Origin of the sequence: Synechococcus sp. A15-28, from assembly GCF_014280175.1 — a bacterium.
Lineage (GTDB): Bacteria > Cyanobacteriota > Cyanobacteriia > PCC-6307 > Cyanobiaceae > Parasynechococcus.
In genome coordinates this window covers 1,261,046-1,284,812 of sequence record NZ_CP047931.1, presented here as the reverse complement: position 1 = coordinate 1,284,812, position 23,767 = coordinate 1,261,046, and the positions used below count along the sequence as shown (strand labels likewise).

Annotated in this window: 49 protein-coding genes; 24 read left to right on the top strand and 25 right to left on the bottom strand. The window is 58.7% G+C overall.

Annotation, left to right across the window (positions count from 1 at the left end; genetic code table 11):
• Positions 1-297: 297 nt before the first annotated feature.
• From SynA1528_RS07330 to SynA1528_RS07310, 6 genes are all read right to left on the bottom strand, one after another.
• Positions 298-495, bottom strand: coding sequence for a hypothetical protein (locus SynA1528_RS07330; protein ID WP_186586194.1), 198 nt, complete (start codon positions 493-495; stop codon positions 298-300).
• Between the two features lie 23 nt (positions 496-518).
• Complete coding sequence (locus SynA1528_RS07325) at positions 519-953, bottom strand: nuclear transport factor 2 family protein (protein WP_186586193.1); 435 nt, start codon at positions 951-953, stop codon at positions 519-521.
• 3 nt (positions 954-956) lie between these two features.
• Entirely contained in the window at positions 957-1,856 is a 900-nt protein-coding gene (locus SynA1528_RS07320; RefSeq protein ID WP_186586192.1) for a DUF481 domain-containing protein, read from the bottom strand.
• A 2-nt stretch (positions 1,857-1,858) separates the two neighbouring features.
• Entirely contained in the window at positions 1,859-1,984 is a 126-nt protein-coding gene (locus tag SynA1528_RS13265) for a hypothetical protein (protein WP_286187771.1), read from the bottom strand.
• A 107-nt stretch (positions 1,985-2,091) separates the two neighbouring features.
• Positions 2,092-2,361, bottom strand: a complete 270-nt coding sequence (locus SynA1528_RS07315; RefSeq protein WP_011128324.1) for a hypothetical protein — start codon at positions 2,359-2,361, stop codon at positions 2,092-2,094.
• 43 nt (positions 2,362-2,404) lie between these two features.
• Entirely contained in the window at positions 2,405-2,932 is a 528-nt protein-coding gene (locus SynA1528_RS07310; RefSeq protein WP_186586191.1) for a DUF1993 domain-containing protein, read from the bottom strand.
• A gap of 56 nt (positions 2,933-2,988) precedes the next feature.
• Here SynA1528_RS07310 and SynA1528_RS07305 point away from each other — a divergent pair, with 56 nt between their 5' ends.
• Entirely contained in the window at positions 2,989-3,237 is a 249-nt protein-coding gene (locus SynA1528_RS07305) for a hypothetical protein (RefSeq protein ID WP_186586190.1), read from the top strand.
• On the opposite strand, the gene SynA1528_RS07300 is transcribed toward SynA1528_RS07305, so the two are convergent.
• Positions 3,205-3,969 (bottom strand): sulfite exporter TauE/SafE family protein, encoded by a 765-nt coding sequence (locus SynA1528_RS07300; protein ID WP_186586189.1) that lies wholly within the window; start codon positions 3,967-3,969, stop codon positions 3,205-3,207. The two genes, SynA1528_RS07305 and SynA1528_RS07300, sit on opposite strands and share 33 nt — an antisense overlap.
• A gap of 3 nt (positions 3,970-3,972) precedes the next feature.
• Entirely contained in the window at positions 3,973-4,470 is a 498-nt protein-coding gene (locus tag SynA1528_RS07295) for a hypothetical protein (protein WP_186586188.1), read from the bottom strand.
• Here SynA1528_RS07295 and SynA1528_RS07290 point away from each other — a divergent pair.
• Positions 4,469-4,717: a PM-15 family protein gene (locus tag SynA1528_RS07290; protein WP_186588534.1), complete on the top strand. Its 249-nt coding sequence runs from the start codon at positions 4,469-4,471 to the stop codon at positions 4,715-4,717. The two genes, SynA1528_RS07295 and SynA1528_RS07290, sit on opposite strands and share 2 nt — an antisense overlap.
• Positions 4,701-5,216 carry a hypothetical protein gene (locus tag SynA1528_RS07285; RefSeq protein ID WP_186586187.1) on the top strand — a complete coding sequence of 172 codons (516 nt, stop codon included), beginning with the start codon at positions 4,701-4,703 and terminating at the stop codon, positions 5,214-5,216. The genes SynA1528_RS07290 and SynA1528_RS07285 overlap by 17 nt, the downstream gene beginning before the upstream one ends.
• Before the next feature lie 6 nt (positions 5,217-5,222).
• Here the strand turns inward: SynA1528_RS07285 and SynA1528_RS07280 are convergent, their stop codons facing one another.
• Entirely contained in the window at positions 5,223-5,381 is a 159-nt protein-coding gene (locus SynA1528_RS07280) for a hypothetical protein (protein ID WP_186586186.1), read from the bottom strand.
• A 186-nt stretch (positions 5,382-5,567) separates the two neighbouring features.
• Here SynA1528_RS07280 and SynA1528_RS07275 point away from each other — a divergent pair, with 186 nt between their 5' ends.
• The 5 genes from SynA1528_RS07275 (at position 5,568) to SynA1528_RS07255 (ending at position 7,632) form a co-directional block, all read left to right on the top strand.
• Entirely contained in the window at positions 5,568-5,786 is a 219-nt protein-coding gene (locus SynA1528_RS07275; RefSeq protein ID WP_186586185.1) for a CP12 domain-containing protein, read from the top strand.
• Between the two features lie 34 nt (positions 5,787-5,820).
• A complete protein-coding gene (locus SynA1528_RS07270; RefSeq protein ID WP_186586184.1) occupies positions 5,821-6,138 on the top strand; it encodes a DUF3303 domain-containing protein in 318 nt (105 codons plus the stop codon).
• Between the two features lie 99 nt (positions 6,139-6,237).
• Entirely contained in the window at positions 6,238-6,738 is a 501-nt protein-coding gene (locus tag SynA1528_RS07265; protein WP_186586183.1) for a DoxX family protein, read from the top strand.
• Between the two features lie 7 nt (positions 6,739-6,745).
• On the top strand, positions 6,746-7,384 hold the full coding sequence (locus SynA1528_RS07260; RefSeq protein ID WP_186586182.1) for an alpha/beta family hydrolase: 639 nt from the start codon (positions 6,746-6,748) through the stop codon (positions 7,382-7,384).
• A gap of 44 nt (positions 7,385-7,428) precedes the next feature.
• Positions 7,429-7,632, top strand: a complete 204-nt coding sequence (locus tag SynA1528_RS07255) for a chlorophyll a/b-binding protein (protein WP_186586181.1) — start codon at positions 7,429-7,431, stop codon at positions 7,630-7,632.
• Between the two features lie 164 nt (positions 7,633-7,796).
• Here the strand turns inward: SynA1528_RS07255 and SynA1528_RS07250 are convergent, their stop codons facing one another.
• The gene (locus SynA1528_RS07250) at positions 7,797-7,967 is read right to left on the bottom strand and encodes a hypothetical protein (protein ID WP_186586180.1); all 171 of its coding nucleotides are present in this window, start codon (positions 7,965-7,967) and stop codon (positions 7,797-7,799) included.
• Between the two features lie 86 nt (positions 7,968-8,053).
• Between SynA1528_RS07250 and SynA1528_RS07245 the strand changes: the two genes are divergently transcribed.
• The 4 genes from SynA1528_RS07245 (at position 8,054) to SynA1528_RS07230 (ending at position 9,083) form a co-directional block, all read left to right on the top strand.
• The gene (locus SynA1528_RS07245; protein ID WP_186586179.1) at positions 8,054-8,209 is read left to right on the top strand and encodes a hypothetical protein; all 156 of its coding nucleotides are present in this window, start codon (positions 8,054-8,056) and stop codon (positions 8,207-8,209) included.
• A 9-nt stretch (positions 8,210-8,218) separates the two neighbouring features.
• Entirely contained in the window at positions 8,219-8,395 is a 177-nt protein-coding gene (locus tag SynA1528_RS07240; protein ID WP_186586178.1) for a DUF8681 family protein, read from the top strand.
• 83 nt (positions 8,396-8,478) lie between these two features.
• Positions 8,479-8,775 carry a hypothetical protein gene (locus tag SynA1528_RS13260; RefSeq protein WP_286187770.1) on the top strand — a complete coding sequence of 99 codons (297 nt, stop codon included), beginning with the start codon at positions 8,479-8,481 and terminating at the stop codon, positions 8,773-8,775.
• A gap of 47 nt (positions 8,776-8,822) precedes the next feature.
• A complete protein-coding gene (locus SynA1528_RS07230) occupies positions 8,823-9,083 on the top strand; it encodes a hypothetical protein (RefSeq protein WP_286187769.1) in 261 nt (86 codons plus the stop codon).
• Here SynA1528_RS07230 and SynA1528_RS07225 read toward each other — a convergent pair.
• The 3 genes from SynA1528_RS07225 to rpsU form a co-directional block, all read right to left on the bottom strand.
• Entirely contained in the window at positions 9,047-9,709 is a 663-nt protein-coding gene (locus SynA1528_RS07225) for a hypothetical protein (protein WP_186586176.1), read from the bottom strand. The two genes, SynA1528_RS07230 and SynA1528_RS07225, sit on opposite strands and share 37 nt — an antisense overlap.
• A 3-nt stretch (positions 9,710-9,712) precedes the next feature.
• Positions 9,713-9,955 (bottom strand): hypothetical protein, encoded by a 243-nt coding sequence (locus tag SynA1528_RS07220; protein WP_186586175.1) that lies wholly within the window; start codon positions 9,953-9,955, stop codon positions 9,713-9,715.
• 117 nt (positions 9,956-10,072) lie between these two features.
• Complete coding sequence (rpsU, locus tag SynA1528_RS07215; protein WP_009790002.1) at positions 10,073-10,249, bottom strand: 30S ribosomal protein S21; 177 nt, start codon at positions 10,247-10,249, stop codon at positions 10,073-10,075.
• A gap of 331 nt (positions 10,250-10,580) precedes the next feature.
• Here rpsU and SynA1528_RS07210 point away from each other — a divergent pair, with 331 nt between their 5' ends.
• The gene (locus SynA1528_RS07210) at positions 10,581-10,736 is read left to right on the top strand and encodes a hypothetical protein (RefSeq protein ID WP_186586174.1); all 156 of its coding nucleotides are present in this window, start codon (positions 10,581-10,583) and stop codon (positions 10,734-10,736) included.
• A 9-nt stretch (positions 10,737-10,745) separates the two neighbouring features.
• Here the strand turns inward: SynA1528_RS07210 and SynA1528_RS07205 are convergent, their stop codons facing one another.
• Together SynA1528_RS07205 and SynA1528_RS07200 are read right to left on the bottom strand one after the other, a co-directional pair.
• A complete protein-coding gene (locus tag SynA1528_RS07205) occupies positions 10,746-11,060 on the bottom strand; it encodes a hypothetical protein (protein WP_186586173.1) in 315 nt (104 codons plus the stop codon).
• 325 nt (positions 11,061-11,385) lie between these two features.
• On the bottom strand, positions 11,386-11,883 hold the full coding sequence (locus SynA1528_RS07200; protein ID WP_186586172.1) for an early protein (E6): 498 nt from the start codon (positions 11,881-11,883) through the stop codon (positions 11,386-11,388).
• Positions 11,884-11,967: 84 nt separating this feature from the next.
• On the opposite strand from SynA1528_RS07200, the gene SynA1528_RS07195 reads away from it, so the two are divergent.
• Together SynA1528_RS07195 and SynA1528_RS07190 are read left to right on the top strand one after the other, a co-directional pair.
• Complete coding sequence (locus SynA1528_RS07195; protein ID WP_186586171.1) at positions 11,968-12,393, top strand: cupin domain-containing protein; 426 nt, start codon at positions 11,968-11,970, stop codon at positions 12,391-12,393.
• A gap of 35 nt (positions 12,394-12,428) precedes the next feature.
• Positions 12,429-12,773: a hypothetical protein gene (locus SynA1528_RS07190; RefSeq protein WP_186586170.1), complete on the top strand. Its 345-nt coding sequence runs from the start codon at positions 12,429-12,431 to the stop codon at positions 12,771-12,773.
• Position 12,774: 1 nt separating this feature from the next.
• Here SynA1528_RS07190 and SynA1528_RS07185 read toward each other — a convergent pair whose 3' ends face one another.
• On the bottom strand, positions 12,775-14,142 hold the full coding sequence (locus SynA1528_RS07185; protein ID WP_186586169.1) for a DUF2130 domain-containing protein: 1,368 nt from the start codon (positions 14,140-14,142) through the stop codon (positions 12,775-12,777).
• A gap of 51 nt (positions 14,143-14,193) precedes the next feature.
• Between SynA1528_RS07185 and SynA1528_RS07180 the strand changes: the two genes are divergently transcribed.
• Positions 14,194-14,358, top strand: a complete 165-nt coding sequence (locus tag SynA1528_RS07180) for a hypothetical protein (protein ID WP_186586168.1) — start codon at positions 14,194-14,196, stop codon at positions 14,356-14,358.
• 6 nt (positions 14,359-14,364) lie between these two features.
• Here SynA1528_RS07180 and SynA1528_RS07175 read toward each other — a convergent pair whose 3' ends face one another.
• Positions 14,365-14,766 carry a DUF1499 domain-containing protein gene (locus tag SynA1528_RS07175; RefSeq protein ID WP_186586167.1) on the bottom strand — a complete coding sequence of 134 codons (402 nt, stop codon included), beginning with the start codon at positions 14,764-14,766 and terminating at the stop codon, positions 14,365-14,367.
• A 113-nt stretch (positions 14,767-14,879) separates the two neighbouring features.
• On the opposite strand from SynA1528_RS07175, the gene SynA1528_RS07170 reads away from it, so the two are divergent.
• Both SynA1528_RS07170 and SynA1528_RS07165 read left to right on the top strand, forming a co-directional pair.
• Positions 14,880-15,062, top strand: coding sequence for a hypothetical protein (locus tag SynA1528_RS07170; RefSeq protein WP_042503599.1), 183 nt, complete (start codon positions 14,880-14,882; stop codon positions 15,060-15,062).
• Between the two features lie 156 nt (positions 15,063-15,218).
• Positions 15,219-15,392: a hypothetical protein gene (locus SynA1528_RS07165; RefSeq protein WP_186586166.1), complete on the top strand. Its 174-nt coding sequence runs from the start codon at positions 15,219-15,221 to the stop codon at positions 15,390-15,392.
• Between the two features lie 24 nt (positions 15,393-15,416).
• On the opposite strand, the gene SynA1528_RS07160 is transcribed toward SynA1528_RS07165, so the two are convergent.
• The 5 genes from SynA1528_RS07160 to SynA1528_RS07145 all read right to left on the bottom strand — a co-directional run bounded on the left by SynA1528_RS07160 (position 15,417) and on the right by SynA1528_RS07145 (position 18,175).
• A complete protein-coding gene (locus SynA1528_RS07160; protein ID WP_186586165.1) occupies positions 15,417-15,590 on the bottom strand; it encodes a hypothetical protein in 174 nt (57 codons plus the stop codon).
• A 352-nt stretch (positions 15,591-15,942) separates the two neighbouring features.
• Complete coding sequence (locus SynA1528_RS07155; protein ID WP_286187768.1) at positions 15,943-16,170, bottom strand: hypothetical protein; 228 nt, start codon at positions 16,168-16,170, stop codon at positions 15,943-15,945.
• Positions 16,171-16,311: 141 nt separating this feature from the next.
• Positions 16,312-16,434, bottom strand: a complete 123-nt coding sequence (locus SynA1528_RS13255) for a hypothetical protein (protein WP_286187767.1) — start codon at positions 16,432-16,434, stop codon at positions 16,312-16,314.
• Positions 16,435-16,502: 68 nt separating this feature from the next.
• Positions 16,503-16,676, bottom strand: coding sequence for a hypothetical protein (locus tag SynA1528_RS07150; protein ID WP_186586164.1), 174 nt, complete (start codon positions 16,674-16,676; stop codon positions 16,503-16,505).
• On the bottom strand, positions 16,673-18,175 hold the full coding sequence (locus SynA1528_RS07145; protein ID WP_186586163.1) for a polysaccharide deacetylase family protein: 1,503 nt from the start codon (positions 18,173-18,175) through the stop codon (positions 16,673-16,675). Before SynA1528_RS07145 ends, SynA1528_RS07150 begins: the two co-directional genes overlap by 4 nt.
• A 307-nt stretch (positions 18,176-18,482) precedes the next feature.
• On the opposite strand from SynA1528_RS07145, the gene SynA1528_RS07140 reads away from it, so the two are divergent.
• Entirely contained in the window at positions 18,483-18,665 is a 183-nt protein-coding gene (locus SynA1528_RS07140) for a hypothetical protein (protein WP_186586162.1), read from the top strand.
• On the opposite strand, the gene SynA1528_RS07135 is transcribed toward SynA1528_RS07140, so the two are convergent.
• Positions 18,666-18,830: a hypothetical protein gene (locus SynA1528_RS07135; protein ID WP_186586161.1), complete on the bottom strand. Its 165-nt coding sequence runs from the start codon at positions 18,828-18,830 to the stop codon at positions 18,666-18,668.
• 2 nt (positions 18,831-18,832) lie between these two features.
• On the opposite strand from SynA1528_RS07135, the gene SynA1528_RS07130 reads away from it, so the two are divergent.
• The 5 genes from SynA1528_RS07130 to SynA1528_RS07110 all read left to right on the top strand — a co-directional run bounded on the left by SynA1528_RS07130 (position 18,833) and on the right by SynA1528_RS07110 (position 22,009).
• The gene (locus SynA1528_RS07130; protein ID WP_286187766.1) at positions 18,833-19,174 is read left to right on the top strand and encodes a Nif11-like leader peptide family natural product precursor; all 342 of its coding nucleotides are present in this window, start codon (positions 18,833-18,835) and stop codon (positions 19,172-19,174) included.
• A 239-nt stretch (positions 19,175-19,413) separates the two neighbouring features.
• Positions 19,414-20,079, top strand: a complete 666-nt coding sequence (locus SynA1528_RS07125) for an SDR family oxidoreductase (protein ID WP_186586160.1) — start codon at positions 19,414-19,416, stop codon at positions 20,077-20,079.
• Between the two features lie 18 nt (positions 20,080-20,097).
• Positions 20,098-20,805 carry a J domain-containing protein gene (locus tag SynA1528_RS07120; protein WP_186586159.1) on the top strand — a complete coding sequence of 236 codons (708 nt, stop codon included), beginning with the start codon at positions 20,098-20,100 and terminating at the stop codon, positions 20,803-20,805.
• A gap of 240 nt (positions 20,806-21,045) precedes the next feature.
• Positions 21,046-21,174 (top strand): hypothetical protein, encoded by a 129-nt coding sequence (locus SynA1528_RS13250; RefSeq protein WP_286187765.1) that lies wholly within the window; start codon positions 21,046-21,048, stop codon positions 21,172-21,174.
• 4 nt (positions 21,175-21,178) lie between these two features.
• Positions 21,179-22,009, top strand: a complete 831-nt coding sequence (locus tag SynA1528_RS07110) for a sugar phosphate isomerase/epimerase family protein (RefSeq protein ID WP_186586158.1) — start codon at positions 21,179-21,181, stop codon at positions 22,007-22,009.
• Here the strand turns inward: SynA1528_RS07110 and SynA1528_RS07105 are convergent.
• Both SynA1528_RS07105 and SynA1528_RS07100 read right to left on the bottom strand, forming a co-directional pair.
• Positions 21,987-23,012 carry an aromatic ring-hydroxylating oxygenase subunit alpha gene (locus tag SynA1528_RS07105; protein WP_186586157.1) on the bottom strand — a complete coding sequence of 342 codons (1,026 nt, stop codon included), beginning with the start codon at positions 23,010-23,012 and terminating at the stop codon, positions 21,987-21,989. The genes SynA1528_RS07110 and SynA1528_RS07105 overlap by 23 nt on opposite strands.
• The gene (locus tag SynA1528_RS07100) at positions 23,012-23,767 is read right to left on the bottom strand and encodes an ABC transporter ATP-binding protein (RefSeq protein WP_186586156.1); all 756 of its coding nucleotides are present in this window, start codon (positions 23,765-23,767) and stop codon (positions 23,012-23,014) included. Before SynA1528_RS07100 ends, SynA1528_RS07105 begins: the two co-directional genes overlap by 1 nt.

Genomic DNA, 23,767 nt, shown 5'->3' with positions numbered 1-23,767 from the left:
CTGCTGATCAGACGTTGAAGCCGCTGAAGGGAGGCTGCACGGCCTTCTCAACTTTCTTCACACCACGGGACCGTGTGGACTGTCCATTGGATTGAACCTTCATGGCGTGCCTGACCTGGTTCAGGAGATCTCCGGTGGCTGGATGGATGCGGTGGAGTTGAGCAAATCCTTCGTCAAGGCATGGAGCCGTCTTTGAATGGTTCAGCGCGATGACGACTTGCCCGTTAGCGCATCCGTTGAGATGACCCTTGCAGGCAGCAACGACGCAAGTTGTTGTGCCGTCGTGGATTTGCCGCCTCAGTCAGGCAGCAGGTCCGACGAGAGAATGGTTTGGATGTAGTCGCTCATCTCTGATTCGGCGCGCAGGTTAAAACGCTCAGCCGCCTGCTCATTGAGCCACTGCTCAGCTTCAGCATCCCTGTCATCGATCCAGGCGATTACCTTGTCGAGCTCGTGGTCCATCGGGTAATGAAGTTCATCAACATCATTACCCAACAGTTACGAATGTGGGGGACAAGTCAAGATACGAATCGTTCGTAAATCCAGCGCGTCAGCGACCCAAGAATTGGAACCGGGCCAAAGGTGGGACCGACAAAGTCAAAGTAGTCCCGGTGCTTGACAATGCGGCCGTCGTCCCCAAAGACAAGACGAGTGGTCCCTGGGTAGATGAACTCCACACCCTTGATTTTGAGGCCCATTCGCCATTCCACGAAGGCAAGCTCCCCAGTGATGGAGACATTGCTTGTTTCGAGGAAGACGTCGTCGCACCGCTGAATCAATCCATCCTGCGCCTTGATGTAAGCCTCAATACCCTGCCGTTCCTGGGTTGGATCGATGAAGTGAACGTCCTCGGCGTAGACCGCTCTCCATTGATCGGGTGTTGGACCCGGCTCTCCATAGGGTTTGGTGAATAGCCTACGGAGAGCTTTGGTATCAAGGGGTGGATGAATCATGGATTAGAACTCGAAGCCCACCTGGCCGGTGATGCGGTTATCGCTTTCGGGTGTAGTCATGCTGTTGTATGTGGATACAAACTTAAGGGAGGTGAACAAACCGCTGTCGAAGGACGGAAAGAACTTGACCGCGGCACTGAATATATTCGTCGGCTTGATTTCATCAGCCGCCATGGCCGACAGGGTGTTATCAATATTGAACTTGAACGATTTGTTCGGAGCCCAGCTGAGTGCGGTGATGAAGCTGCCACCTGCGTAGGTGTTTCCGCAGTACTCGTCGCTGCTGCAATCATTGCCTCCCTCGTTCCAATGCAATGCAGGTCCAAGTGAGAGCGAGAATGTTGTTGTTTCGGTGTTGATCAGAGGAAAGCCGACACCGACTGAGCCTTCGACCACGTTGACGCCGGTATCATTCAAGCCGTTGTATTGATAGTCGCTTTTCGCGTAAAGAGTGACTGTCTTGTTCAGGAAGCGGTCATAGCGAATGTTTGCCATTCCCTTATCGGTTTTGACTTCAGTCGGTTTTCCCTTGTCGTTGTTTTTGCTGTAGTTCAAGCCAGCTTGGATCTTCAACCTGTCGGTGTCACTTTTGTAGTTGCTGGTGCCGCTGATGTTGGCTGTAAAGGTTCCATCTCCATCTTTATTGCCGGCGTTGATGCCTCCTGAAATCGTCGACGTCCAGGCGGGGGGCTTCTCGACAGGCTTGATGGCGTCCTGGCTCACCTCCAGACGTCCGAGTTGGGGATGCACCAGCACCTTCACCTCATCAGTGCTTTCCTCGGGAACCAGCTCGGCATTGATGGTGTCGCCATTAAGGAGTGTGAGCTGGACCGTTTCTGCCACTGCAGCTGGAGCAGCAAGAAGCGCAGCGGTCAGAACGACAGGGAGGGAGCGCAGGGCCATGCTCAGCTGAAAAATCCTTTGGACTGCAGCCAGAAACCGATGGCGATCAGGGGGCCGAAGCCGGCGATCAGCAGCGTGATCTTCAGGCGAAACGGTGAAACCTGAGCTTTGTCGTGCCGTAGGGGCATGGTTCTGAACTGGATCGGTAATTATCCCTTAGTTAAAGAAATTATGTCGGTCTGTCCTGGATCGATGTTCTGGTCGGCTTGTTGCAGAGGTCCCCAGAGCCCTGTCTTCAGAGCTCGTAGTCCGCTTCGAACTGATCGATCAGGCCTTTATAGAGAGCAAGAAGGCCTTCGGTTTCCTCGCAGAAGCCATCGGTGGTGTACTTGGCCACAAGATTCACCACCGCTGATCGAACCTGCCCAAAAGCTTCCAGGTATTCCCCCTGGATGTCCTCGTCGCGGATGTCGTTAATCAGCGCTGAGATCAGTTCGATCTTTCGCTTCGCGGCCGCCATGTCGGCTTCCATCTCCTTGTTCAGCTTGCGGCGCTTCTTCGGCATCTCCTCGTCCGTAGCTGGCTGAGGCTACGGGAGCAGCTGCTCGTCAGGGAGCTTCCTCGCCCAGGAGGTAATCGAATTTCCCGATCGGCACTCCGTTGTGGCGAAGGATGGCGAAGGCGGTGCTGACGTGGAAATACGCATTCGGGAGCACAAAGGACCGCAGAAAGTCCTCACCTTCAAACACCCGCTCACCACCTCCCATGCTCGCTGGGATGGGGAGTCGGATCTGTCTCTGTTCGGCTCCGTCAAGGGTCATCGGGTCGACGCTTTCCATGAATTGGACGCTTCGGCTGATGCGCTCCAGCAGTTGCTGCACGGTCGTTTCGTTGTCGTCCATCACAGGGGCCTCGCACCCCGAGAGTCGTGCCACGCCCCGGCGGGAGATGTCGGTGGCGATCTGCACCTGACGTGTGCAATCGAACATGTCTGGGTAGAGGCGACTCGTCAGCAACACCTCAGTCGGGAAGCCGTTGTCCTGAGCATGGGCGTCGGCCCGTTTCAGCAGGTGGCTGAGGTTGCTGAGGTTCTTCACCAGGGGTGGAACCAGGGCGGCGTGGAAAGAGCGCGACAACGGGGTCTGACCCATGGGGCTGCTTCTCTAGCCTCTCCGGAGCAGCAATGACCAGCATGAAGACGACACTGCGAGGAATCACCTATGTGTCGGTCTGGGTGGTGATCTGGGGCACCGTTGCCTCTCTCATGGACTGGATGCTGCTCACCGGAGAGGTGTACGAGACCGGCACGTCAGGTCAAGCGGTCACCTTCATTGGCTACGGAGCGGCAACCGTGGTGATGGCCACGCGATACGCCGGTCGATTCCTCGCTTCTGGTGATCAGCAGAGTTCAGACCGGACTGAAAGCACGGATCAGCAGTGATGCGCCCATCAGCAGGGCCAGAGCTTCAAAGGCTCGTTTCACCATCCCGCTTCCCCTGACCAATGACAGATGCGCTCCGAGGTAGCCACCGATCAGGGATCCTGCGATCAGCGCTGGCAGCCATGGCCAGTGAATCTCGCCGCTGAATCCCAGAACCAGCGCCCCACTGCCGTTCCAACCCAGGCCAACAAGGATCAGGGTGTGGGCGACGGCTCGGGAGTAGCTCAACCCGAACCAGCGGACCAGCCAAAGGGTCACGAACAGTCCAGTCCCCGAGGTGAGCGATCCATTCAGCAGGCCGATCACAAACAGCACCGCAGCTCCGATAACAACGGTTCTTTGGGTCAGAGGCGTGGTGTTGTCCGTTCGGCCCAACTCAGACCGGCGCGCTGAATACAGACCAAGCCCAACGGTGAGCAACCCCAGAGCTGCAGTCGCGACATTGTCTGGGATGGACAGAACAGCGTTGGCGCCGAGCCAGACACCGGGCAGTCCAGCCAGCAGGACCAGGGCTGAAAGATTCCGGTTCAGGCTGCTGGCCCGCCAGTGGCGTCCTGCGGCGCCGATCCCCAGGGCAACACTGGCCACCTTGTGGGTGGCGAGGGCTGATGCGAATGGCAGTCCGAGCAAGACCAATGCCGGCAACTGCACCAGGCCCGCCCCGCCACCTGCAAACGCCGATAGAGCGTTGGCAACCACCGCGATCACGGTGAGAACGATCAGCGTGGGCATTGTTCACCCTTGTGTGAGGAAGGCGATCGGCACGGAAAAGGTGACGATTTCATGGGGGTCCCCCGGAAGAATCGCGACGCAGGCCACTTCCCGGTCGCTGTGGGCTTCTCGGGTTTTCATGACGAAGTCGGTGGCGTCCTCCATGCTCCACATCGGAGCGTCGCCCTGGCGGCGCTCCTCCTTGTAGGCCTGCCAGACCTCGGCAAAGGCATCGGCGTCGGCCCCTCCGATGGACTCATTCAACGCCTGATCCACGCCCACCGCCTCCATCCGCTCGAAGAACTGCCGCATCAGAGGATGGCCGATGGTGGCGGATGCCCGCACCATCGAGTTGATGGTGCCCACTGGAGTGACCATCAGTTTCGGGGTGTTGCGCCTGGCATCGATCACCCCCACGGGCAGTCCCAGATCCCAGTTCACGCGACCGCTCACGGCACAGGCGAGGTCGAACAGCCCGTTGGCGCATTGCTTGATCAGGCTCTGGATTTGAGAGCGTTCCATGGCGTTGTCGGTGTTGGCGGACGCCTCCGGATCCTGTGCGTTGTTGCCAGGATTGATCTCTAGCGCCGCCGTAGTGATGTCCTTAGTCCAGATCTACCTGGATGCGGTCACCCATCAGGTGATCACCAGTGAGGAGCTTGCCTTCATGGCGGGTCATCACGATCACTTTGATCGCACCGAGCAGAAGCTCAGCGCGCGTCTCGAGCAATTGATCAGCGTCGGGAGCATCAGTGTCGGATCCCGTTAACTCTGGTTATCGAGGTTCAGCGACTGCCCTTCAGCCGGTCCGTCCCGACGACCCGCGCTTTGCCAGCTGCGGCAGCCTTCTGCTGCCTCAGGACGATCCTTCTCCCTTCGGCCCCCAGGACGCCGAACTTCATTTCGATCCTGACGGGGATCCACGCTTCTACCTGATGCGTCTCCGTCGTAGGCCTCCGGTGTTGGCGGCCATGACCTCACACCAGCGCGTGAGTCAATGTCTGGGGTCAGCCGATGCTCAGCCGTGGTGGCTGGCCGTTGCCCCTCCCGGCCCCCCTGGCGCAGACGGTGCGGTTGCGTCTGATCAGGTGTTGCTGGTGAAGCTGCTTCCGGGGGAGGGGATCAAGCTGCACCGCGGCACCTGGCATGCCGGCCCTTTTCTCACCACGCCATCCGCACTGTTTTTCAACCTCGAATTGCGGACCACCAATGACGATGACCACAACTGCCGGTCGGTGGATCAGCCGCGACCTCTTGCTCTGATCTGACTGCCGTCAGGGCATTGCGACGACGCCGGACCAGCTCTGCAGGGCATCAGGTGCGCCCTGGGTGAGGGCCGACACGGCCGTGGCCGAACCAATGGCGATTCCTGCCACAAGTCCGAGGCCGAACAGAATTGCTCCCGTCAGCACGACCCGTTCATTGAGAGGCATAGGAGCTGTGTTTTGTCAAACCGACTCTCGATGCTCTGCCATGACCTGGCTACTGATGTGTTACGAGACTTGATCGCCTGCTCGGTGGTGAGCATGTGTGCTTTCGGCAATAAAGGTAGAAATACCGACTGATTCAGCGGTGGTTGCCCCGCTACGACGCAGTGGTCGTCAGGCCTGCCCTCAACCATGAAAACCATCGACGAACACATCCAGAAGGATCAGGAGGAATTCCTGAAAGCCCTCTCGGAGCACAACGAGGGAAAGGTGCGCCATCTCACCGAAGAGCTGCAGTGGTTGCTGGATCACAAGAAGCAATTCCCCAACGACAGCCACGATCCATCACCGCTCGAATTGTTCTGTGAGCAGAACCCCGATGAGCCTGAGTGCCTGGTTTACGACGACTAAGCCGGACCTGTTCACGACCCTTATCTGAAAAAACATGCAGTACTACGTCTGCAACGGGCAGATCCCGACTGAAACGCAGGATGAGGGCTACACGGCTTTCATCGAATACATGGATTCCGGTGCTGCGGGGGACAAGTTCGACGGTTTCGAACTGGTGGCTCGGCTGCACATGCCGGAGTCCGGACGGGTTTGCGTGATCTGCAAGGCCGCCGATGCCAAGGCCCTGTTCCGTCATTTCATGTTCTGGCGGTCCATGTTCGGACTCGATTTCGAGTACGCACCGGCCCTGACCTGCGCTGAGATGGTCGAAATGCAGAAGGAGCACAACGAGAGGCTGGACGACGTCGACTGACGTTTAGGTAAAAATACTCAAAAAGCTCTCTGCCCCCCGCAAGCGGCGCGGTTGGACGCAAAAGTTCATTAACTTTTGTCGGTTTCATGTTCGGCCCCGATGATCCGACTCGTCCTAACCCGCGCCATCGCGGCCGACCTGGGCCTCCTGCTTCTCCGTGTGTTCACCGGATCCCTGCTGATCCATCACGGTTACGAAAAGCTTGCCAATATTGAAAATTTTGCTGACGCCTTCGTGCGTCCTCTACATCTGCCCTTCCCCATCCTGCTGTCCTACGTGGCGGCTTTCTCGGAGGTGATCGGCAGCTGGCTGCTGATCACCGGTCTGCTGACCCGCATGGGCGCGATGGCCATTGCTGGAACGATCACGGTTGCGATCTACCACGCCATCGTGACCGCCGGTTTCAACATCTACCTGCTGGAGCTCCTGGGCCTCTACTTTGCAGCCGCCCTTGCGGTGCTCGCCTGCGGCCCTGGCCTGTTCTCCATCGATGAATTGATTGCCCGTCGCTTCGAGGCACCCGCTGCTGACAGCAAAGAGACCCTGGAAGCCCTTGCTGCCAAAACCCCAGCGATTACCGAGGCTGCAGCAACTCGTTGAAGTCCTGATGCCGGTTGAGTTCATCAGTTCCGGTCCCGTCCATGCGGCGGGATCGTTGCTGTTGGCCCACGGGGCCGGAGTCGAAGCTTTGTCTCCGTTTATGGAGTTCATCGCGAACGGCTTGTCCGATCGCGACTGGAGGGTTCATCGTTTTGATTTCCCTTACATGGTCAAACGGAGGCTGAAGGGACGAACGTCGCCCCCGGATCGACCAGATGTTCTTTTAGGCGCTTTTCGGGACGCCATTGATCAGCTCAAACCAGTGCAACCCCTGGTGATCGGTGGCAAGTCCATGGGGGGACGGATCGCCAGCCTGCTTCTGGACGAGTTGCACGACATCTCAGCCGTTGCAGCTGGAGTTTGTCTTGGCTACCCCTTCCACCCCCTGGGCAAGCCTGCACAGTTGCGGACCCAGCATCTGGTGGAGATGACCGCTCCCTGCCTGATCGTTCAAGGTGAGCGCGATGCGATGGGCCGCGTGGAGGAGGTGCCCGGATATGGCTTGAGTTCAGCCGTCAGGTTGCAGTGGATTCCCGATGGGGATCACAGCTTCACCCCTCGCAAGCGATCGGGGCGAAGCGAGGAACAGAACCTGGAGCTGGTGATTGACCATGTCCACAAGTTCCTCCAGTCGGTTTGTTGCTGAAGCAGTTAATAGGGCGTAACATTATGTAACTTTCGAGTTGCACCATGGCTGACTCCGCTCCCAAGTCCCGCGACGATTGGTATCAGGATGCTGCAGAGGCCCAGATTCAGTCTGAGCGCATGAACCGCGCAGAGCTGCTCAACGGGCGTGTCGCCATGCTCGGCTTTTTGATTGGGCTGCTCACCGAGCTGATCACCGGTCAGGGCATTGCCAGCCAGATCGGCTTTGGGTTGCTGGGGATCGGCTGATCCAGGGGGTCGGTCAGCTGTCACTGTGACAGTTGACCTGCTTTCACGCTCCCGCTTCCCCAACCTCCTGGGGTTCGCGAGATTTCAGATGTGAGGAGGCCATCCGGCGTGGAAACAAGGTCACACGCCGGTGAGCCAAGACCTGCCTTCGGCGGGGTCTTTTTTTATCGCTGCAGCTGGCCCCATAGCCACCAACCAGCCCCCGCCAACAGCACCCATGGCAGAGGCAGCTTCAGCAGAATGACCAACACCAGAATTCCAGCGCCGATGGCCACTCGTCGGGTCTGCTGACGGGCTTGGGGCGTCATGTATCGCCAGCGTGGAATCAGTGGCATGGATCGATCGGACTTTGTTTGAGGGTCGCATTGCCTCGGTGAGGCAGCCAGTCAAGGCAGAATCAGGAAGTCGTCATTGCCGCCCGATGAAAGAGGTCAGCCTTCTGGAGATGATCGGTCGCTCCATGGCGAAAGTTGCCGCAGGGGCAGGCATTGCAGCCCTGTTGATCTGGCTCACGTACGTGATGCTGGATTTCGGGCATATGCAATCCGGTTTCACCCTGCCGCAATCGCGGTATTGAGCCGGCTGCATGGATTGGAACAGCGCCACGGTTGGCCTGGTGGTGACCGGCTCTCTATTTGCCGGACTGCAATTGTGGTGGATTGGTTCACTTCTGCGCCGCAATCGTCGAAGGCGAGGTGCTGAGCCGTTGAGCCAGAAGGATTTCCGCCTGGAGCTCGAGCGCATCTTCAGCAAGAGCCCCTGAGCGGTGCGGTCATCCCCCTGCTGACCGAACTGGTTTTGCAGGACACGTCTCCATAGGGTCGAGTCATCCCTGAACCATCGCTGATGATCCGAAACGACGCACCGACGATTCCCGATGCGTTGAGCCATCGGCAGTTGAATCAATGGCTCGAGTCCGCTGTAAAGGACCCTTCGACTTCAGCTGCTGAGGAGATTGACACCCTCACGCCAGAGCTCGCACGCTGGGCCGGGCAGACCCGCTCCCTGCTGCAACGCATCGCACAGGAGGGTGAATCCATCGGTGCTCAGCGATCACCCCAACAAGTGATGGCACTTGGAAGCTTCCGCACCCATCTGGTGCTTGCACTGCAGGCATTGAAGGCGTCTCAGCCGGGTCGTTGATGAAACAGCTACCCGGACGAGCCAGACCCCGGTGGATTCAGCTGGTCATGACAGGGGTGGTTACGGCTGTCGCCACCATCTGGATGGTGAGCCTCCTGCCATTCCTGTTGCTGTTCACCCTGGTGTTCGCCGTGCTGTTGATTCCGGTGGTGCGGCGTCTACGCCGGAAGATGGATGAAGCCGAGCTCCATCCCGGAATGCAACAGCAGACAGGGGGTCGATCAACGGTGGATGTGACGCCCTGGCACCGACAGCTGCGCAATGTGATGAATCAGCTGCTGAACAGATCTCCCACCATCGACCGGTAGCGTCCGAGGGAAGGTCCGGCATTGCGAGACCGATTGGGCAAGGTGCGACCCGGGACGAGGTGATCCGGTGCGAACGTTCTCAGGGTGATTTCCGGCGCTTGCTCCTGCTCCTCGGCCAATTGCTTGCGGATGGATTCGGACGTGGTGAGGGCTGGAGCCTCAGTGGTTTCCGTAACCACCGGTTCTGTTGGAATCGGTGTGACCTCAGCCTTTTTGGATCGCAGGGGCCAGAGGAACAGAAAGCTGAAAACAAGAGCTGCGATCGACGTGATCGTGCCGGTTAAACCCAGAGCAATGCCCTTGAAATTCCAGGCGATTCCCGAGGCCGCCAGACCGAACGTCCCGGTGGCGGCGAGAAGCAACCCCACCAACGACACTTCAGGCAGCTGAAGGGTCAAGCCGTTGGTTTCCGTCGCCTCTGCATCAACTGTTGCTTCCTCAACGGGCTCCGACTGCAGGGGCCGCAGCAGAACAAAACTGATGGCCAGCAGCACCAGAGCGGTCACGGTTGTGCTGAGACCCAGGGTCTTCCCCTGGAAGTTCCAAAGAATTCCCCCACCAGCGAGTCCGGCGACACCAAGGGTGGATAGGCCGATGCCACTGATCAATCCGAAACGTTGTGCCATGGATCAGTTGCTCCCCTTGGATTGTGTGGCGGCGTAGGCCACGGCACCGCCGGCGACCAGGGTGAGCAGACCTGTGCTGATCAGAAAGCCCACCAGCATGGCGAAGCCGAGAACGGAGCCCAGGAGCGACATCTTGATCCGCAACAGCTTCGACTTGAACAGAAGGATCAGCAGCAGGCTGACTGTGGCCTTGAGACCGGCGATTTTTGCCGCACTGATCGGGCAGAACGGAGGTGGCAGGAACATCGGGGTCGGCCGGATCTCATGAGGTGTGAGGGATTCTGGCTAACGCGATCAAGCTCTGTGACGCCGGCATAAAAAAACGGACCCGTCAGGGTCCGTTTCTCAATGCTTGGAACGTGCTCAGCGGCGGCGGTTGCGGGAGCGCTGCTTCAGTTTGCGCTTGTACTTCTCCACGGGGGTCTCGTGGTGGCGGATGCGACGCAGGTCGGAAAAGATGCCGGCCTTGGCCACAGAGCGCTTGAAGCGACGCAGCGCGGATTCGATCCCTTCGTTTTCGCCGACTGTGACCTGACTCATCCGTTTCCCTGAGGGAGAGCAAAAAACAATCTTACCAGCCAGTCTTCGTTGTGAGTCATTCATTCCCCCTGTTATGGCAAGGCTTGCCTAACTTCCACTCAAGCGACTTGCTCAGTTCAACACCGACGGTGATCCAGCCCTGATTCGATGGCACAAGACGATGATCAATGCCCTGATGCGGCGTACCGGGATCGGTCTCTACGGGCTGATGTGGCTGTCCTTCGTCAAAGGGGCACTGCTGACGGCTCTGATCAGTTGGTTGATCCGTTGATTTGATCAAGAAATCGCACGGAAGCATGTCAATCGCTGATCAGGCTGGGAGCCTCATCCCATGGGAATCACGCACTGCCCCCTCTGCATCGGACTCGCTGTTCTGTCAGCGGTTCGATTCATGGCTCACCTGACGATGGCGGTTCAGTTGGAACGCCAACGGGCCTCCACCAGCATCCACCCAGCCCTCGTGCTGGGCACAGTGTTTGAGCTCTGAGGAGCAGCCTCAGGGATCAAAGCGATCCACAAGGCTCAGATACGCATCGTCCGCCTCCTGCATCGCCTGGTCGTCCTCCGGAAAGCTGCAGCCATACAACAGATTGATCACCCGTCCGAGATCCATCTCCCGGTCAGCCACCTCCTGCCAGAGCCGCGCTGACAACTGCCCATCGGCCAGGACAAATTGTGCACTCACCAATTGTCTGGTGAGGCTGAAGTAGCTCTGCCGGTCGTTGCGTTGGCGGCATTCCTCAGTGGAACGGATGTCCTTGGAGGGCAGCAGTCCGTGGATGGCGGTTGCAGCGGCTTTGAGAAGTTGCATGGCCCCACTTCACTGTGTTCTTCAAGTGTGAATTGTTGGGATGTGCTGACAACGGTGCTTAATGCCTAAGTGGCTGACGATGTTTCCTGAAAGTTGAGTATTTCGACGCAGTCACGATCGACGGTGTCATCGACGACTGTTTGTAACGTCGTGTGAACTACGCTCATTCCGTCGAATCAGTTTTATGGAAATTCTTGTGATCGCAGCGGTTTTCATCCCCTTCTCCGCACTTGTGATGAATGCATTTGCTGGAGATGCCGAAGACGATTTTGATTTCCTCTGATGGAATCAAAAATTCTGGCCCTCCTGGCCTTCGGTGCCTCTGTTATGACCCTGTGGGCTTGGCTTGTGGCCAATCTCCCGCAGATGGCGTCTGACCCGAACAAGTCTGACAGCCGCCGTTGATGCGATAGGGGGCGAGATGTCCCCGCAGGCAGCGCGTGCCGCGGAAGAACAAGGTCTGCCCAAGTTCCCTGGCATGGGCATCGGTGAGGGGCAGCGTCAACCACCGCTCAGGAACCACCCCCTTGAGCTTGGAGCGATCGAGCTGGGCCTGGGATCTGCGGTCTTTCTCCTCTTGATCATTCTTGAGGCAGACCCCTTCCACCTGTCGTTCGCGGGAGCAGGTTTCACAGGCATCAACGATCGGTTTACGGCGCGTGGTGTTCAGGGAGAGTTTGTCTCCGGGGACCTCCCGTTCCCTGCCGCAGGAGCATCGGCACCACCAGTAGGCATTGCCAGCCTTGGTGCGTCGTTCCGAGGCCCGCACCACCGTGAGTTGTCCGTAGATCTCGCCGATACGGTTCCTAGGGGAAGAAGGCATTGTGCAGGTGTTGCTTGTGTTCGGCGCAGCACAGCGCTGAACAAACGAATCAATTAGAAGCATCTTGCTTCTGATCCGCCAACCATGCTCGGCCTGTTCAACCAGCAACCTGAGGTCTGCAACGTCCTGGGCGATTCCATCACCCTGCGCCTCACCACCGAGCAGACCGATGGGAAATACAGCGTCGCGGAATTCGCAACTCCCGGTGGTGTTGGGCAGCCTCCCCACACCCACGCCTGGGATGAGACCTATCTGGTTCTTGAAGGTGAGCTCAACCTCAACATCAACGGTGAAACCACCGTTGTCGGCACCGGCGGTTGCTACCAGGTGAAAGCCGGTGTGGTTCACGCTCCCACCCCCAACGGTGACTTCTGCCGTTACGTGATGGTCGGCCAGCCCGGCGGCGTGGAATCCGTGTTCAAGAGCCTCAAGGCCAACGAGAAGGACCTCAACGACATGGCCAAGGTGGTCGAAATCGTGACCAAGGAAGGGGTCAACATCGCCGCCTGACCAACGGCTCCCTCACTCTTATCTCCGTATCACCCATGGCATCCCGTTTCTTTCACGTTCAGCATGAGTTCCGCGCCGGAACCGCTCAGAATTGGTTCGAGACCGTTCAGAAAGCTCTGGCCCCCGGTGGTGGTTGGGACGACGCTGTGAAGCGCAACCTTGAAGCTGGTTACTACAACCATTGCTTCAATCCCGTTGGTCTGGAAGGCCCCGCTTTCTGCATCTGGGAAGTGCGTGAGGGCATCAGCGACGTTGAATTCCAGACCTTCATCGATGGCCCCAACGGTCCCGATATGGGCACCGGCGCCTTGCTGAACATCTGCCGCGAGATCAACGTTGAACTGGCCGGGAACACCCCGTATCCCCGCAAGTTCGCCTGATTCAGGTTGAAGTCTGATCGTGCAGCTCGGCGAATTTTTCCGCCATCGTCGGGTTGCGGCGCGTCAGCTTCTTCACCGACACATCCTGCGCCTTGTCATTGGCAAGCCGCAGATTCCGATCGGCGCCGAGAAGAGCATCTTTTGTTTTCTGCAGGTGATCGATCGATTTATCGATTTCATCGATGGCCGTTTGAAAGCGACGGGAGGCGAGATCGTAATTTCTGGAAAATGCCGTCTTGAACGCCTCAAGATCGTTTTCGAAGTTGGTCACATCAATGTTCTGAGCCTTCACCAGTGCCAGCTCGGCTTTGTACTCCAGTGATTTGAGGGCCGCGTTGCGCAGCAGGGTGATGAAGGGAATGAAGAACTGCGGGCGGATCACATAGGTTTTGCTGAAACGATGGGAGACATCAACAATTCCTGAGTTGTACAACTCGCTGCCCGGTTCCAGCAGGGAAACCAGTACGGCGTACTCACAGCCTTTCTCACGTCTGTCCTTGTCCAGCTCCTTGAGAAAGTCCTCGTTCTTTTTTTTGGTGGCTGTGGTGTCGGCCTCATTCTTCATCTCAAACATGATTGAGATGATTTCGTTCTCGGCTTCGTCGCTGTCACGGAAGATGTAATCCCCTTTGCTGCCACTGCGGGCGTCGTTGTCCTTTTCGAAATAGGCCCGGGGGAAGGCTGCGGCCCGGATGCGATTGAACTCCGTTTCGCAGTGTTGTTCCAACGTTTCCCCCACCATCTTTGTGGAGAGCCGTGCCTTCATGTCACGCAGGCGTTCAATCGCCTGATCCCGATCGTGAATCTTCAGCTCGTAGCGCTCCTTCATCGACTGGGTGTCCAGGCGATGTTTGAGTTCGCTCTGGCTGAGGCTGTTGCGGAGCTCGTCCCGCTCCTTCTCGACACCGCTGAGGGCTTCGGTCACCGCCAGCTTGGTCTGAATCCCGCTGGCCTCCAACTGCGCTCTCAGATCGCGGAGCTCCCCCTCTTTCTGCAGGGTGAGCGTTTGAATCTCCTTGGCGAAGCGGGTTTCTGCCATGCGCGCTGCAGTTTCACCGGTCTCCCGCATCTGCTGCAGTTCGCTGGCCAGAAGATCCCGTTGCTTTTCCGCATTGGTCACGGCCTCCTTCACCGCCAGTTCCTGCTTGACATCCCGGGCCCGCAACTGAGCCTCCAGCTCCTGCAGTTCCGTCTGCTTTCTGGCCATGGCCAAGTCGATGGCGTTGCGTTTCTCCTGCTCCGCCAGGGCCAGTCGTTTGCTCAGTTGCTGCTCGAACTCGCGGTCACGCACCTGCTTGAGGATGTCGGCATAGCCGGCCTCATCCACCTTGAACGCCTTGCTGCAGTGCGGGCAGATGATGTCGTGCATGGCGTCTGACGAAGGTGTTGCTACCAACAGGAGAGCGCAGATTCTGACGAGATGACAGCACTCACGAGCGCCTGGCCAGCCCTGCTCAAGGATCCCCATGCCCTGCTGGAGACCGTGATCATCGTGGGGATCGTGAGCGTTGCCAGCATCGGTTTCGTCACCGGCCTGCGGGAGCTGACCCATGACCTGGGCAATCTGCGCAAAGCCAAGGTGTGAATGGCTTCAGGGGCTCACCAGTGACTGCAGTTCACCCAGACGCCCGGCGTTGACCCCCAGATCGGAATCGCCCAGACGGGACACCGAGCGAGCCTGAATGCTGCCGTTGCTGGTATCCAGCAGCAATTCGAGGTCGTCCACAAAACCGAAGAGGGCACTGCTCGCTTCAGCGTGGATGTAGTGGTCGTTCTGCTCGACCACCTCGGTGCGCGGCATGTCCATCACGTAGGCCACCAAGGAGGTGAAATCCGCTTCAGGACTGCTGCTGGGCCAGGTCTGTCGGGCGCAGTGGGCAGGGGTGGTGCAGGGACTCAGCTTGCCGTCGTGCACACCGAGATCGGATGGCACAGGCCCCACCAGGTGAAACACCATCAGGAGTGGAGCCAACAGGGCGAAAACCACGGTCATGACGTCAGGAACCTGCCGATGTGAGGAGATTTCAGCATGATCCCGAAGCCTCTCTGCTGATTTCGTGTGCTGATGGTGAAGGTGACCTTCGATGTCAGTGTGATTGACCAGCCATGTATTGCATTGAACGCCAGGACGCCGAAGGTGAGTGGATCAAGGAAATGTGCTTCAAAACGGAGTTCAAGGCCTTCGTGAACGCTCGCACCAAATCGATGGCCACCCTGCGCACGTACCGGATCGTGAATCCAAGCTGGAATCATGTTGTGGCCGTTGTGGACGGCCGCACTCAACGTTGAACGTTCTTGTTCAACAGGGAGATCCAGAGCGCGAACATCAGTCCGACGGGGACAACGATGACCAACAGCTGCGCGATGATGAATTGGCGGACTTCAGGATCCATGGCCAGTCCCTCAGCTGATTTCAATACCATGATCATGCGCGCCTCCCTCTGAATGCCAAGTCCGTCATGGTTTCTGCTGGCCTGGGGTGTTGTTGCTGTTGGATCGATCTGGAAATTCTGGCGATTCACCCAAGGCTGGAGGCAGCGAACCGGGGTCATGACCAGAGACACCGAAGCCTTTCGAGCGTCTCTGGAGCGTCGTTGGAGTCCTGGCCAGCGCCGTTGATCTGAGCGTCTTCCGATCGTTGCTCTAACCGAGAACCTCTGCCACGGCTGCTCTGGAGCGTGCGATTTCCTGTTGCCAGGCCAGCAGGAGGTCTTTGGTGAGGTTCTGCAGCTGCTGGACATCTGTGATGGCACTGATGTCGCGGCTTCTTTTCTCCAGCTCGAACTTCTGTCCGAGAGTCAGGGTGATGGGCTCCATCGAAACTCAGGCGGTTGGGGAAAATGTATTGCGCTCATTCTCTCGAGAGGTAACAACACCAACATTGTTGGTGTTGTGTGTTCGTCGTATGACCATTGATTGGTTACAGAGCATTGCCTGATGGCCCCAAAACATCAACTGCATCCAGCGCGATGATCAAGAATGTCAAGACATCGAGATCAGCTCTCCAGTGCATTTTTCGTGGTCTCAACATCTGGAGCTTGCCCGGGCGGTCTCATTGACGACAGACAGCGACAGGGGAACGGCGTTGGCTTTGATGGGTGTGGGGTTGACGCTTCTGCTGAAGGATCTGGAACAGACGGTTGCAAACGAGCAGCTTGAAACGTCGCGGTCACTGTTCGAATAAGTGGTCCATCAGGGCGGCGTAGAGCTGCGTCTTCATGGTCGACAGACAGACCTGTTCTTCGGGGCAACCACCCGGCCACTTCGCATGGGCTTCGCTCACAACCCTGTACAACAAGCGCAAGGCATGAAGATCCATCTCCATACAGGCGGTAGGGCCATGTTCAGCAAACATGACAGAGAGAAATAGTGTGCTGAGAGTAGGAACGCTTTCCAAGATTTCTGGTGATCAATCACACCAGAAACGGTGAGAATTCAGACTTTGTTTGCTCTTCCTGATGGCAATGACACAGCAACAATCAAGGCAACGGTGATATCCGCTACGGCAATCATCAACTCACTGATCAATTCCATTGAATTAATCCTCGTCCCGTTTCGTCACGGGCAGGTCCGATGGCTGCATCAACGCAAACACAGTCGCACCGGTCAGCACGACCGTCACGACGAGGGTGGCGACGATGGCGGTGGAGTAGTCGCCCATGAAATGAAGCCTTCTGCGATCAGACTAGCGGAGTGTAACGGGATGTGAACGCCCGTTCTCATGATTGATCAGGAGGCCCGACGCAGGTCGTGAAGGTCCTCCAGTTGACTGTGCACCTGGCGGAGCTGCTGCAACAGCAGGTCTGTGCCATCCAATTTGCCCAAATCCAGCAGCATGGTTTCGATCTGCTCTTTGCTGCGGATCAACACACGGCATTCCGCGCTGCCCGGTTCATAGGTCATCTGGGATTCTTCAGAGGGTCATTGTCTGTGGAGTCTGCCGTCTCTGGACTGTCGTGGGGCATCCGCTGCAACAAAATCTCCCCACGACGAAAAAGCGTTCTGGCGTAGTCGGTCCAGACGCCTTGCCCCCAGTAGCGAAAGCAGCTGGTCTCCAGCAACAGCAGGTGCAGCAGGGCGTCTTGGTAGCGGCGACTGCCCGTCAGGGCTGGATCGTCCTCGACCGCAGCATCGAAATGCTGATGGAAGCGAGCGCTCAGGTCGTTCATGGGTTCGAGCACGTTGTCGTAACCAGCGACCCAGCTGAGGTTGCTGGTCCAGGACGCCCCCTCCATCGAGAAACCATCCCCGGCTGACTCCAGCTTTTGAATGGCTGATTCGACCGTCTCCGGGTTGATCGCGTCGCCGACGGCCTGCCAAAGCCTCTGCTGATGCACCGCCTGTATGGGGGGAAACGCCTCGCTGGTGATGCCTGCAGCCTCCAACAACTCCAGGTATTCCGTGCCGTTGATGGCCGCGGTGCCGTTGCCCTCCCCCCGGATGCGTTCGTTGGCCTGGCGGTAGGCGGGCGGGAATTCATTCATCATCACGCCACCGTTTTCGCCGTCGGCGATCTGGCTCACCAGCGGGGGAATCTCCTGCCCCGCCAGCGTTGTGCGTTCCAGCCCCATCGCCTCGTAGCAAGGTTGCATCTGGCCAACGAGTTTGGTGTCGGAGCCCTGGGTTTTGATCAGGGCCGTGATGCCGATGGTCTCCCCGGCACTGTTGCGTGCCATCAGCCGGTTCGGCACGTATTTCTGCTCCTGTGGCAAAGCCCTCCCTTCAAGGGTTTCAACACTGTGTTCCTGCACCAGCAGCCACCGGTAGCCGCACTGCTTCAGGGCCAGGATGAACTGGTAGAGCGTGTCGGGATGGTTGGGGAGATGCATCTCCGGTGGTGAGAAACCCCTCACCCGCTGCAACGCGTCATCCCCGAACATCTCCGCGAACTGGTGCTGCCACGCGATGATCTGCAGCTTCAGATCGGGAATCGGCGTGGATGGAGCCACGGCATGACTCCAGAAGGTTCCCAGCCACTCCACATGGCGCTGCATCTCGGGATCGCAGGCGAGATGGTTCAGGGCTCCGGTGATGTCCTCACGGCCCATCTGCCCCACGCCCCAGAGCAGGTTTCCCGAGTAATCGAGCATGATTCGCGGGTTGCAGCCCTGGCTGATGAGATCAGGGATCAGATCCGCGAGACGGCGATAGCACTGGGCGAAGGGTTCAGCGTTGTGGTTGTCTCCCTCCCCCTGATGCTCCGCCATGTACTGGAGATGGGAGATCAGGGCGCCATTCGCTCCTGCAGGAATGGTGGGTTGATGCATGTGCAGCGCACAGGCGAATCCCGAGCGGATGGCACGCAGATCAAGGTTGCTGTGGTCACGCCAGAGCGGTGGCTGTTGCTGCATCAGCTGCATCAGCTCAGCTTCACGGCCGCAGATGGGCGGAAGGTCGGACATCGGGCCGAGGCGCCAAGGGGAGCTCAATCCATAGCGCTGATTTCCAGCTTCAGGCACAAAAAAGGAGGGGTTCCCAGGCCCTCCCGTCAATCGACGCATACCCCTCACCGGGGTGTTCACAGTGTTACCGACAGGCTTGGTTGGGGCTGTAAGTGTTGTTACTTATCCGGAGTTGATTGGGTCAGGCGACCAAGTCCGACTCCATGGCCCAGCATTCCGAACCCTTTGACGTCAAAAGGCAGACCATCTGTTGGTCCTGACTGATTAAACGAAAGGTGCGGCCGGTGGCATCACTTTTGGCGCGGGCATGCCAGAAGGCATTGTCGCGACTGTCGTGGCGGGCTTCGAAACTCCAGCCGTTGTCGGTGAGACCTTCAATGATGAACATGGCATTCGTGCCGCAGGCTTCACGCTCGTGGCGGTGAAGCCTTTGCTCCTGATCTGTGCAGATCTCTTCGGGATCGCTTTACAGGTCGATGCCGATTCGTGATCAGGACAGCTGTTGTTCCTGTTGGCGCAGTATTTCGTAGGCCTGCCAGAGACCTTCCACCTCGGAGCAGATGGCGTTGCGGTTGCAGACCCGATAACGACCATGGCCAATGGCATCAATGGTTGATCCCTTGGAGGTGGCGCAGATGCGGCTGATGGCGTCCATCGATGGAGCGCGGCTCCGAACGATCTACGGCGTCAGGGGGACATCCGTCCGGAACTGATTTGCAGATCGAAATCACTCTGCTGGGCGAAAATATTGCTCTCCTGCAGACCTGCGCCATGGCGTCGTCACCGGTGCAAGCGTTTCTTCAGCATCTGAGCCGCGATCCACGGCTTCAGGCTCAGGTGCAGGCCGCGATCACGGCTGATGAGGTGGCGATGCTGGCCCAGGAGCTCGGTTATGCCGTGTCGGGCAGTGACCTGCTGCTGCTCGATGGCCAGCACGAAGCAGGGGTTCGCGTCACACGCGTTGATCATCCGGGGGAATATCCCGGTCGCTATCACTGAAGCCGGAAGGTCAGGGGGCCTCCTCCAGAGGGTCCTGCTCACCCAGTGCCTGTCGTCGACGCAGCTCGAACCTAAGTTGCCTCAGTTTCTCCGTGTTTTTGGTGTTTTCCCCTTCGGTCCAGTGCTGCGGGTGAGCTAACCGCGATTCGAGCTCTGCAATGTGGCCAATGAGATGTCTCGCCTGGGCCTCGACCCGGAGTTCAGCTTCAGGCTAGACACGGCTGAAACTCCAACACCGGATGACGACGTACCTCGTGACAGGGGCCAACCGCGGCATCGGACTGGCCTACTGCCGGCAACTTCAGGCCCGTGGTGATGCGGTGATTGCCGTCTGCCGAACGGTCAGCCCTGAGCTGGAGTCGTTGGGGGTGCGGATCGAAGCCGGCATCGAACTCAGTGAGGAATCATCGATCGCGGAACTGGTGCGCCGTCTGGCGGGGTGTCCCCTCGACGGTGTGATTCTCAATGCCGGCATCCTGCACTCCATGGGACTGGATGATCTGGACCCGGAGGCCATTCGACGTCAGTTCGAGGTGAATGCCTTGGCCCCTTTGCTGTTGGCCCGCGCCCTGGTGCCGCAGATGCCGCGCGGCAGCAAGCTGGTTCTGATGACCAGTCGCATGGGGTCGATCGACGACAACACCTCGGGGGGCTCCTACGGCTACCGGATGTCCAAGGTGGCCTTGAACATTGCCGGTAAATCATTGGCAATCGATCTGAGGCCTCGGGGGATCGCCGTGGCGATCCTGCACCCCGGACTGGTGCGCACCGGCATGATCCGCTTCAACCCCAACGGCATTGATCCGGCGGACGCCGTTCAGGGCCTTCTGGCCCGAATCGAAGCGTTGAAGTTGGAAACCAGTGGCGGCTTCTGGCATGCCAACGGCCAGGTGCTGCCATGGTGAGTCGATCTGAGGGGTGCTGTGGGTTTTGATCCCCGTCAATGGACCGGCAGCCCACCGGAGGAGTCCGCGACCTTCAGCCGTGATCAGCGGGTGACCTCCAACGTCGAGGCCTTGCTGGCGGAGAACGATGCGCTGCGGCGAGAGCTGCAGCGGACGCGACGGGAGCTGGAGCGATTGCGGCGGCAGCAGCGCCCCCGACCTGAACCGACCATGAACCTGATTCGTCGGGTGCAGGTGCAGCGCTGGGGGGAGGCACTAGCCCAGCAACCCGGCTGGAACGGGCTTGATCAGGCTGGTCTGGAGGCCTTGATCGAGAAGCTCAATCGGCGCGGCTTCCCCGCGAATCTCAATCTGCAGCAACGGCTGGACCGGTTGGTGGCTGGTCTCGGGACCGATCTGCTGGCGGCGGTGGCCCAGCCGCCATCGCTGGGGGACCTCACTGTCCTGGCGGCCTTTGCCCTCTATGGCGTCCGGGCCAGTGAATGGCTGGATGAAGATCCTCGCCGCGTGGTGGAGGAGTTACGCCAACGTCTGCGAGGTTCCCGTCGTCCCGCCGGTGATTCCTGCGCTGATGCCCTGGCGGTGCTCGGTCTGAAGGTCGGGGCGTCCGCTGAGGCGATCAAGCGAGCCCACCGTCGTCTGGTGAAGCAGCACCATCCGGACATGGGCGGATCGGCCGAGGCGTTTCGGCGGGTGAACGAGGCCTACCAGCGGTTGGTGAGCTGATGCCTTCAACGATGATGGCTTGGCGATGGCAATGGATTGATGCCGGTGGAGTTCGGGGTGGTGTGCATCGGTGCCGGCATCGCCGTCGCCATTTCCCTGGCGGTGGCGGTGCTTTTTGAGAGGTGGAAGCAGAAGCAGCCGGAGCCTTGATCGCTTCGACACCGGATCTCTCCTCATAATTGCGGGAGAATCAGGCCTACCTTGGACAGCGCAGACCGCCCTGATGCCAGAAGGAGGACGATGATCTTCTCCCTGCAGATCCGCTTCAGCGAGGCTCAGAAGCGCAGCGATGCCAAAGCGAAACGGGCGTTGTTTCGAGAGGCCATCTATCTCGGCATCCAACCGCACCTGTTCACCGACGAGCACTGACGTCGTGTTGGTACTGCAATCCCTCTGGGGCTGGTCTGAATCGCTTCGGTCTGCAGCCGAGCAGGCCTCAACCCATGGATTTGATGGTCTCGAATGCAATGTGATGCATCCCTGCCTGCAGGGGTTGGATGCAGCGGAGGTTCGGCAGTTGCTCAGCGCTCATGGGCTGGTGCTGATTCTGGAGATCACCACTGGTGGCGACTACACCCCGGATCTGGCCGATGGTCCCCAACGGCATCTCCAACAGCTTGAAAATTTGCTGGGTCGTGCCCTTGCCCTTGAACCGCTCAAGATCAATCTGATCATCGGCAGCGACAGCTGGTCGGAGACCACACAGCATGGTTTTTTCGAGGACGTACTCGATCGCATCGACACCGTTCCCTGTGCCGTGATGTTGGAAACCCATCGCAGCCGCAGCCTGGCCAACCCCTGGGCCATGCCGTTGTGGCTGGAGCGTCATCCCAGGATGCGGCTCACGGCTGACCTAAGCCATTGGTGTTGTGTTGCCGAGCGGTTGATGACCCCTGATCTGCCACCGGTGCAGGCCATGGCCAGACGGGTTGACCACATTCACGCGCGGGTGGGTCATGCCCAGGGTCCGTCTGTCAGTCACCCTTTCGCACCGGAGTGGGCCGAAGCCTTGGAGGCCCATCGCTCCTGCTGGCAATTGTTCCTGGAGTCACATGATCCTGGGGAGGCTGCCATCACTGTCACTCCGGAATTCGGGCCTGATGCCTACATGCCGCTCAAGCCCTTCAGTGCTGAACCGGTGGCTGATGTCGAGACCCTCAACCGGCAGATGGCCACCTGGCTCAGGCAAGAGCTGAAGGGTTGAGCGATCGATAGATCGCCTGCCAATGGAGAATCCGCCGCTCCAGCCTGTGGGCAGGACCGGGCTTGAGTCCTGTGCTGTAACCCAGTTGGGCTGATTCCACCAAGACGCGGTCTTCGTTCAGAAAGGACCTCATGTCGGCGAGCCATTGGTCGGCATGAATCGTGGAGAGGGATTCCGGTGGAGCAAACAGGCGCATCTGCATTCGACAGCTGGTGGCTTGTTCAGGCAGAAACTCCAGAAGGACGATGCGCTCATCCGGCCAGACCAGAACATGAGTCCATGGCGGAATCCCGAAGGTGAAGAACTCACCACCGTCGGGATGGGGGGTCACCAGCAGGTTGCTGAATTCACTGAAGCGGTGGGTGTAATGGCGTACGGGGCCCTGCTCACGATGCAACGTCGTTGGATGGGCAATGGCGACGTGATAGTCGTCGAGGGTGTTGTCGTGGGCGATTTTCCAGTTGCATTTCAGCAGCTGACTGTCACTTCCCACCTGAACCAGCGGCTTCCTCCAGGCTTGATCGACCTCCTGATGTAATTGCCTCAGCTGCTGATTGATCGGAACAGCAGACGAGTTCAAGGCCACCCAGATCAATGGACCATCCACTTGGCAGGGCAAAGGCTCGAGATTCCACTCACTGCGCTCGAATCCCGTGAGCATGGTTTGTTCCCTCGCTGCAGCAAGAAGCTCGCCTCGGAGGTTGTAGGTCCAGCCGTGATAAGGGCAGATCAGACGTCGACACCGGGTTGGGATACGGCCGTCAATGGCGAATGCAACACCCCGATGGGGGCAACGGTTGCGGAAGGCCATTGGCGGGCCTTCATCTGGTCGCGTCAGCAGCAGCTGTTGCCCCAGCAGCTGGACCGCCAGGCTGTGCCCTGGTTGGAGATCCCAGGCGCTGCCGACAGGATGCCACCAGTGACCGGCGTATTGGCTTCGATCCCAACGATGTGATGTCTCCGTGCAGTAGATGTGCGAAGGCAGAAATTCGTTTGGCGCCATCAACCCACGGTTGATTCCAGCTGACGCAGCGATCCTGAAAGGCTGCGGCGCAGCTGCAGGAACTCACCGCTGAGGCGGAGCTTGTCCAGATCGCCTTTGTTCAGGTTCACGTCGAGGGAGCGGATGATGCGGCCGGGGTTTGGTGCCAGCACGTAAACCCGTTGAGCCAGGACGAGGGCTTCCTCCACATCGTGGGTGATCAGAAGCACGGTCAGACCCGTACGTTGCCAGAGTTTGAGCAGGAAATCCTGCATGGTTTCCCGAATCTGGAGGTCCAGAGCACCAAAGGGTTCATCAAGGAGAAGCACGCTTGGATTGGTGGCCAAGGCTCGGGCGATGGCCACCCGTTGCTGCATGCCACCGGAGAGTTCCCGCGGGAGTTTGGTGGCGGCTTCCTGCAGACCCACCACCTCCAGGAAGTAGGCGGTGCGCTCGCGCACGTCCGCTGGCTTCAACCCTTGCAGCCGCATGCCGAAGGCGACGTTATCGGCTGCATTCAGCCACGGATAGAGGCTGTATTTCTGAAACACCATGCCACGGTCCGGGCCCGGCGCTTGAACCGGTGAACCATCCACATGGATGCTGCCGCTGCTGGGCTGATCGAGACCTGCAATCAGCCGTAGCAGGGTGCTCTTGCCACAACCTGAGCTGCCGACGAAGGTAACGAAATCACCGGACTGCATCGAGAAATTGATGCCCTGGAGAATCGTTTTGTCGCCATAGCGCTTGGATAAGTTATGGACGCTCAGTTCCAT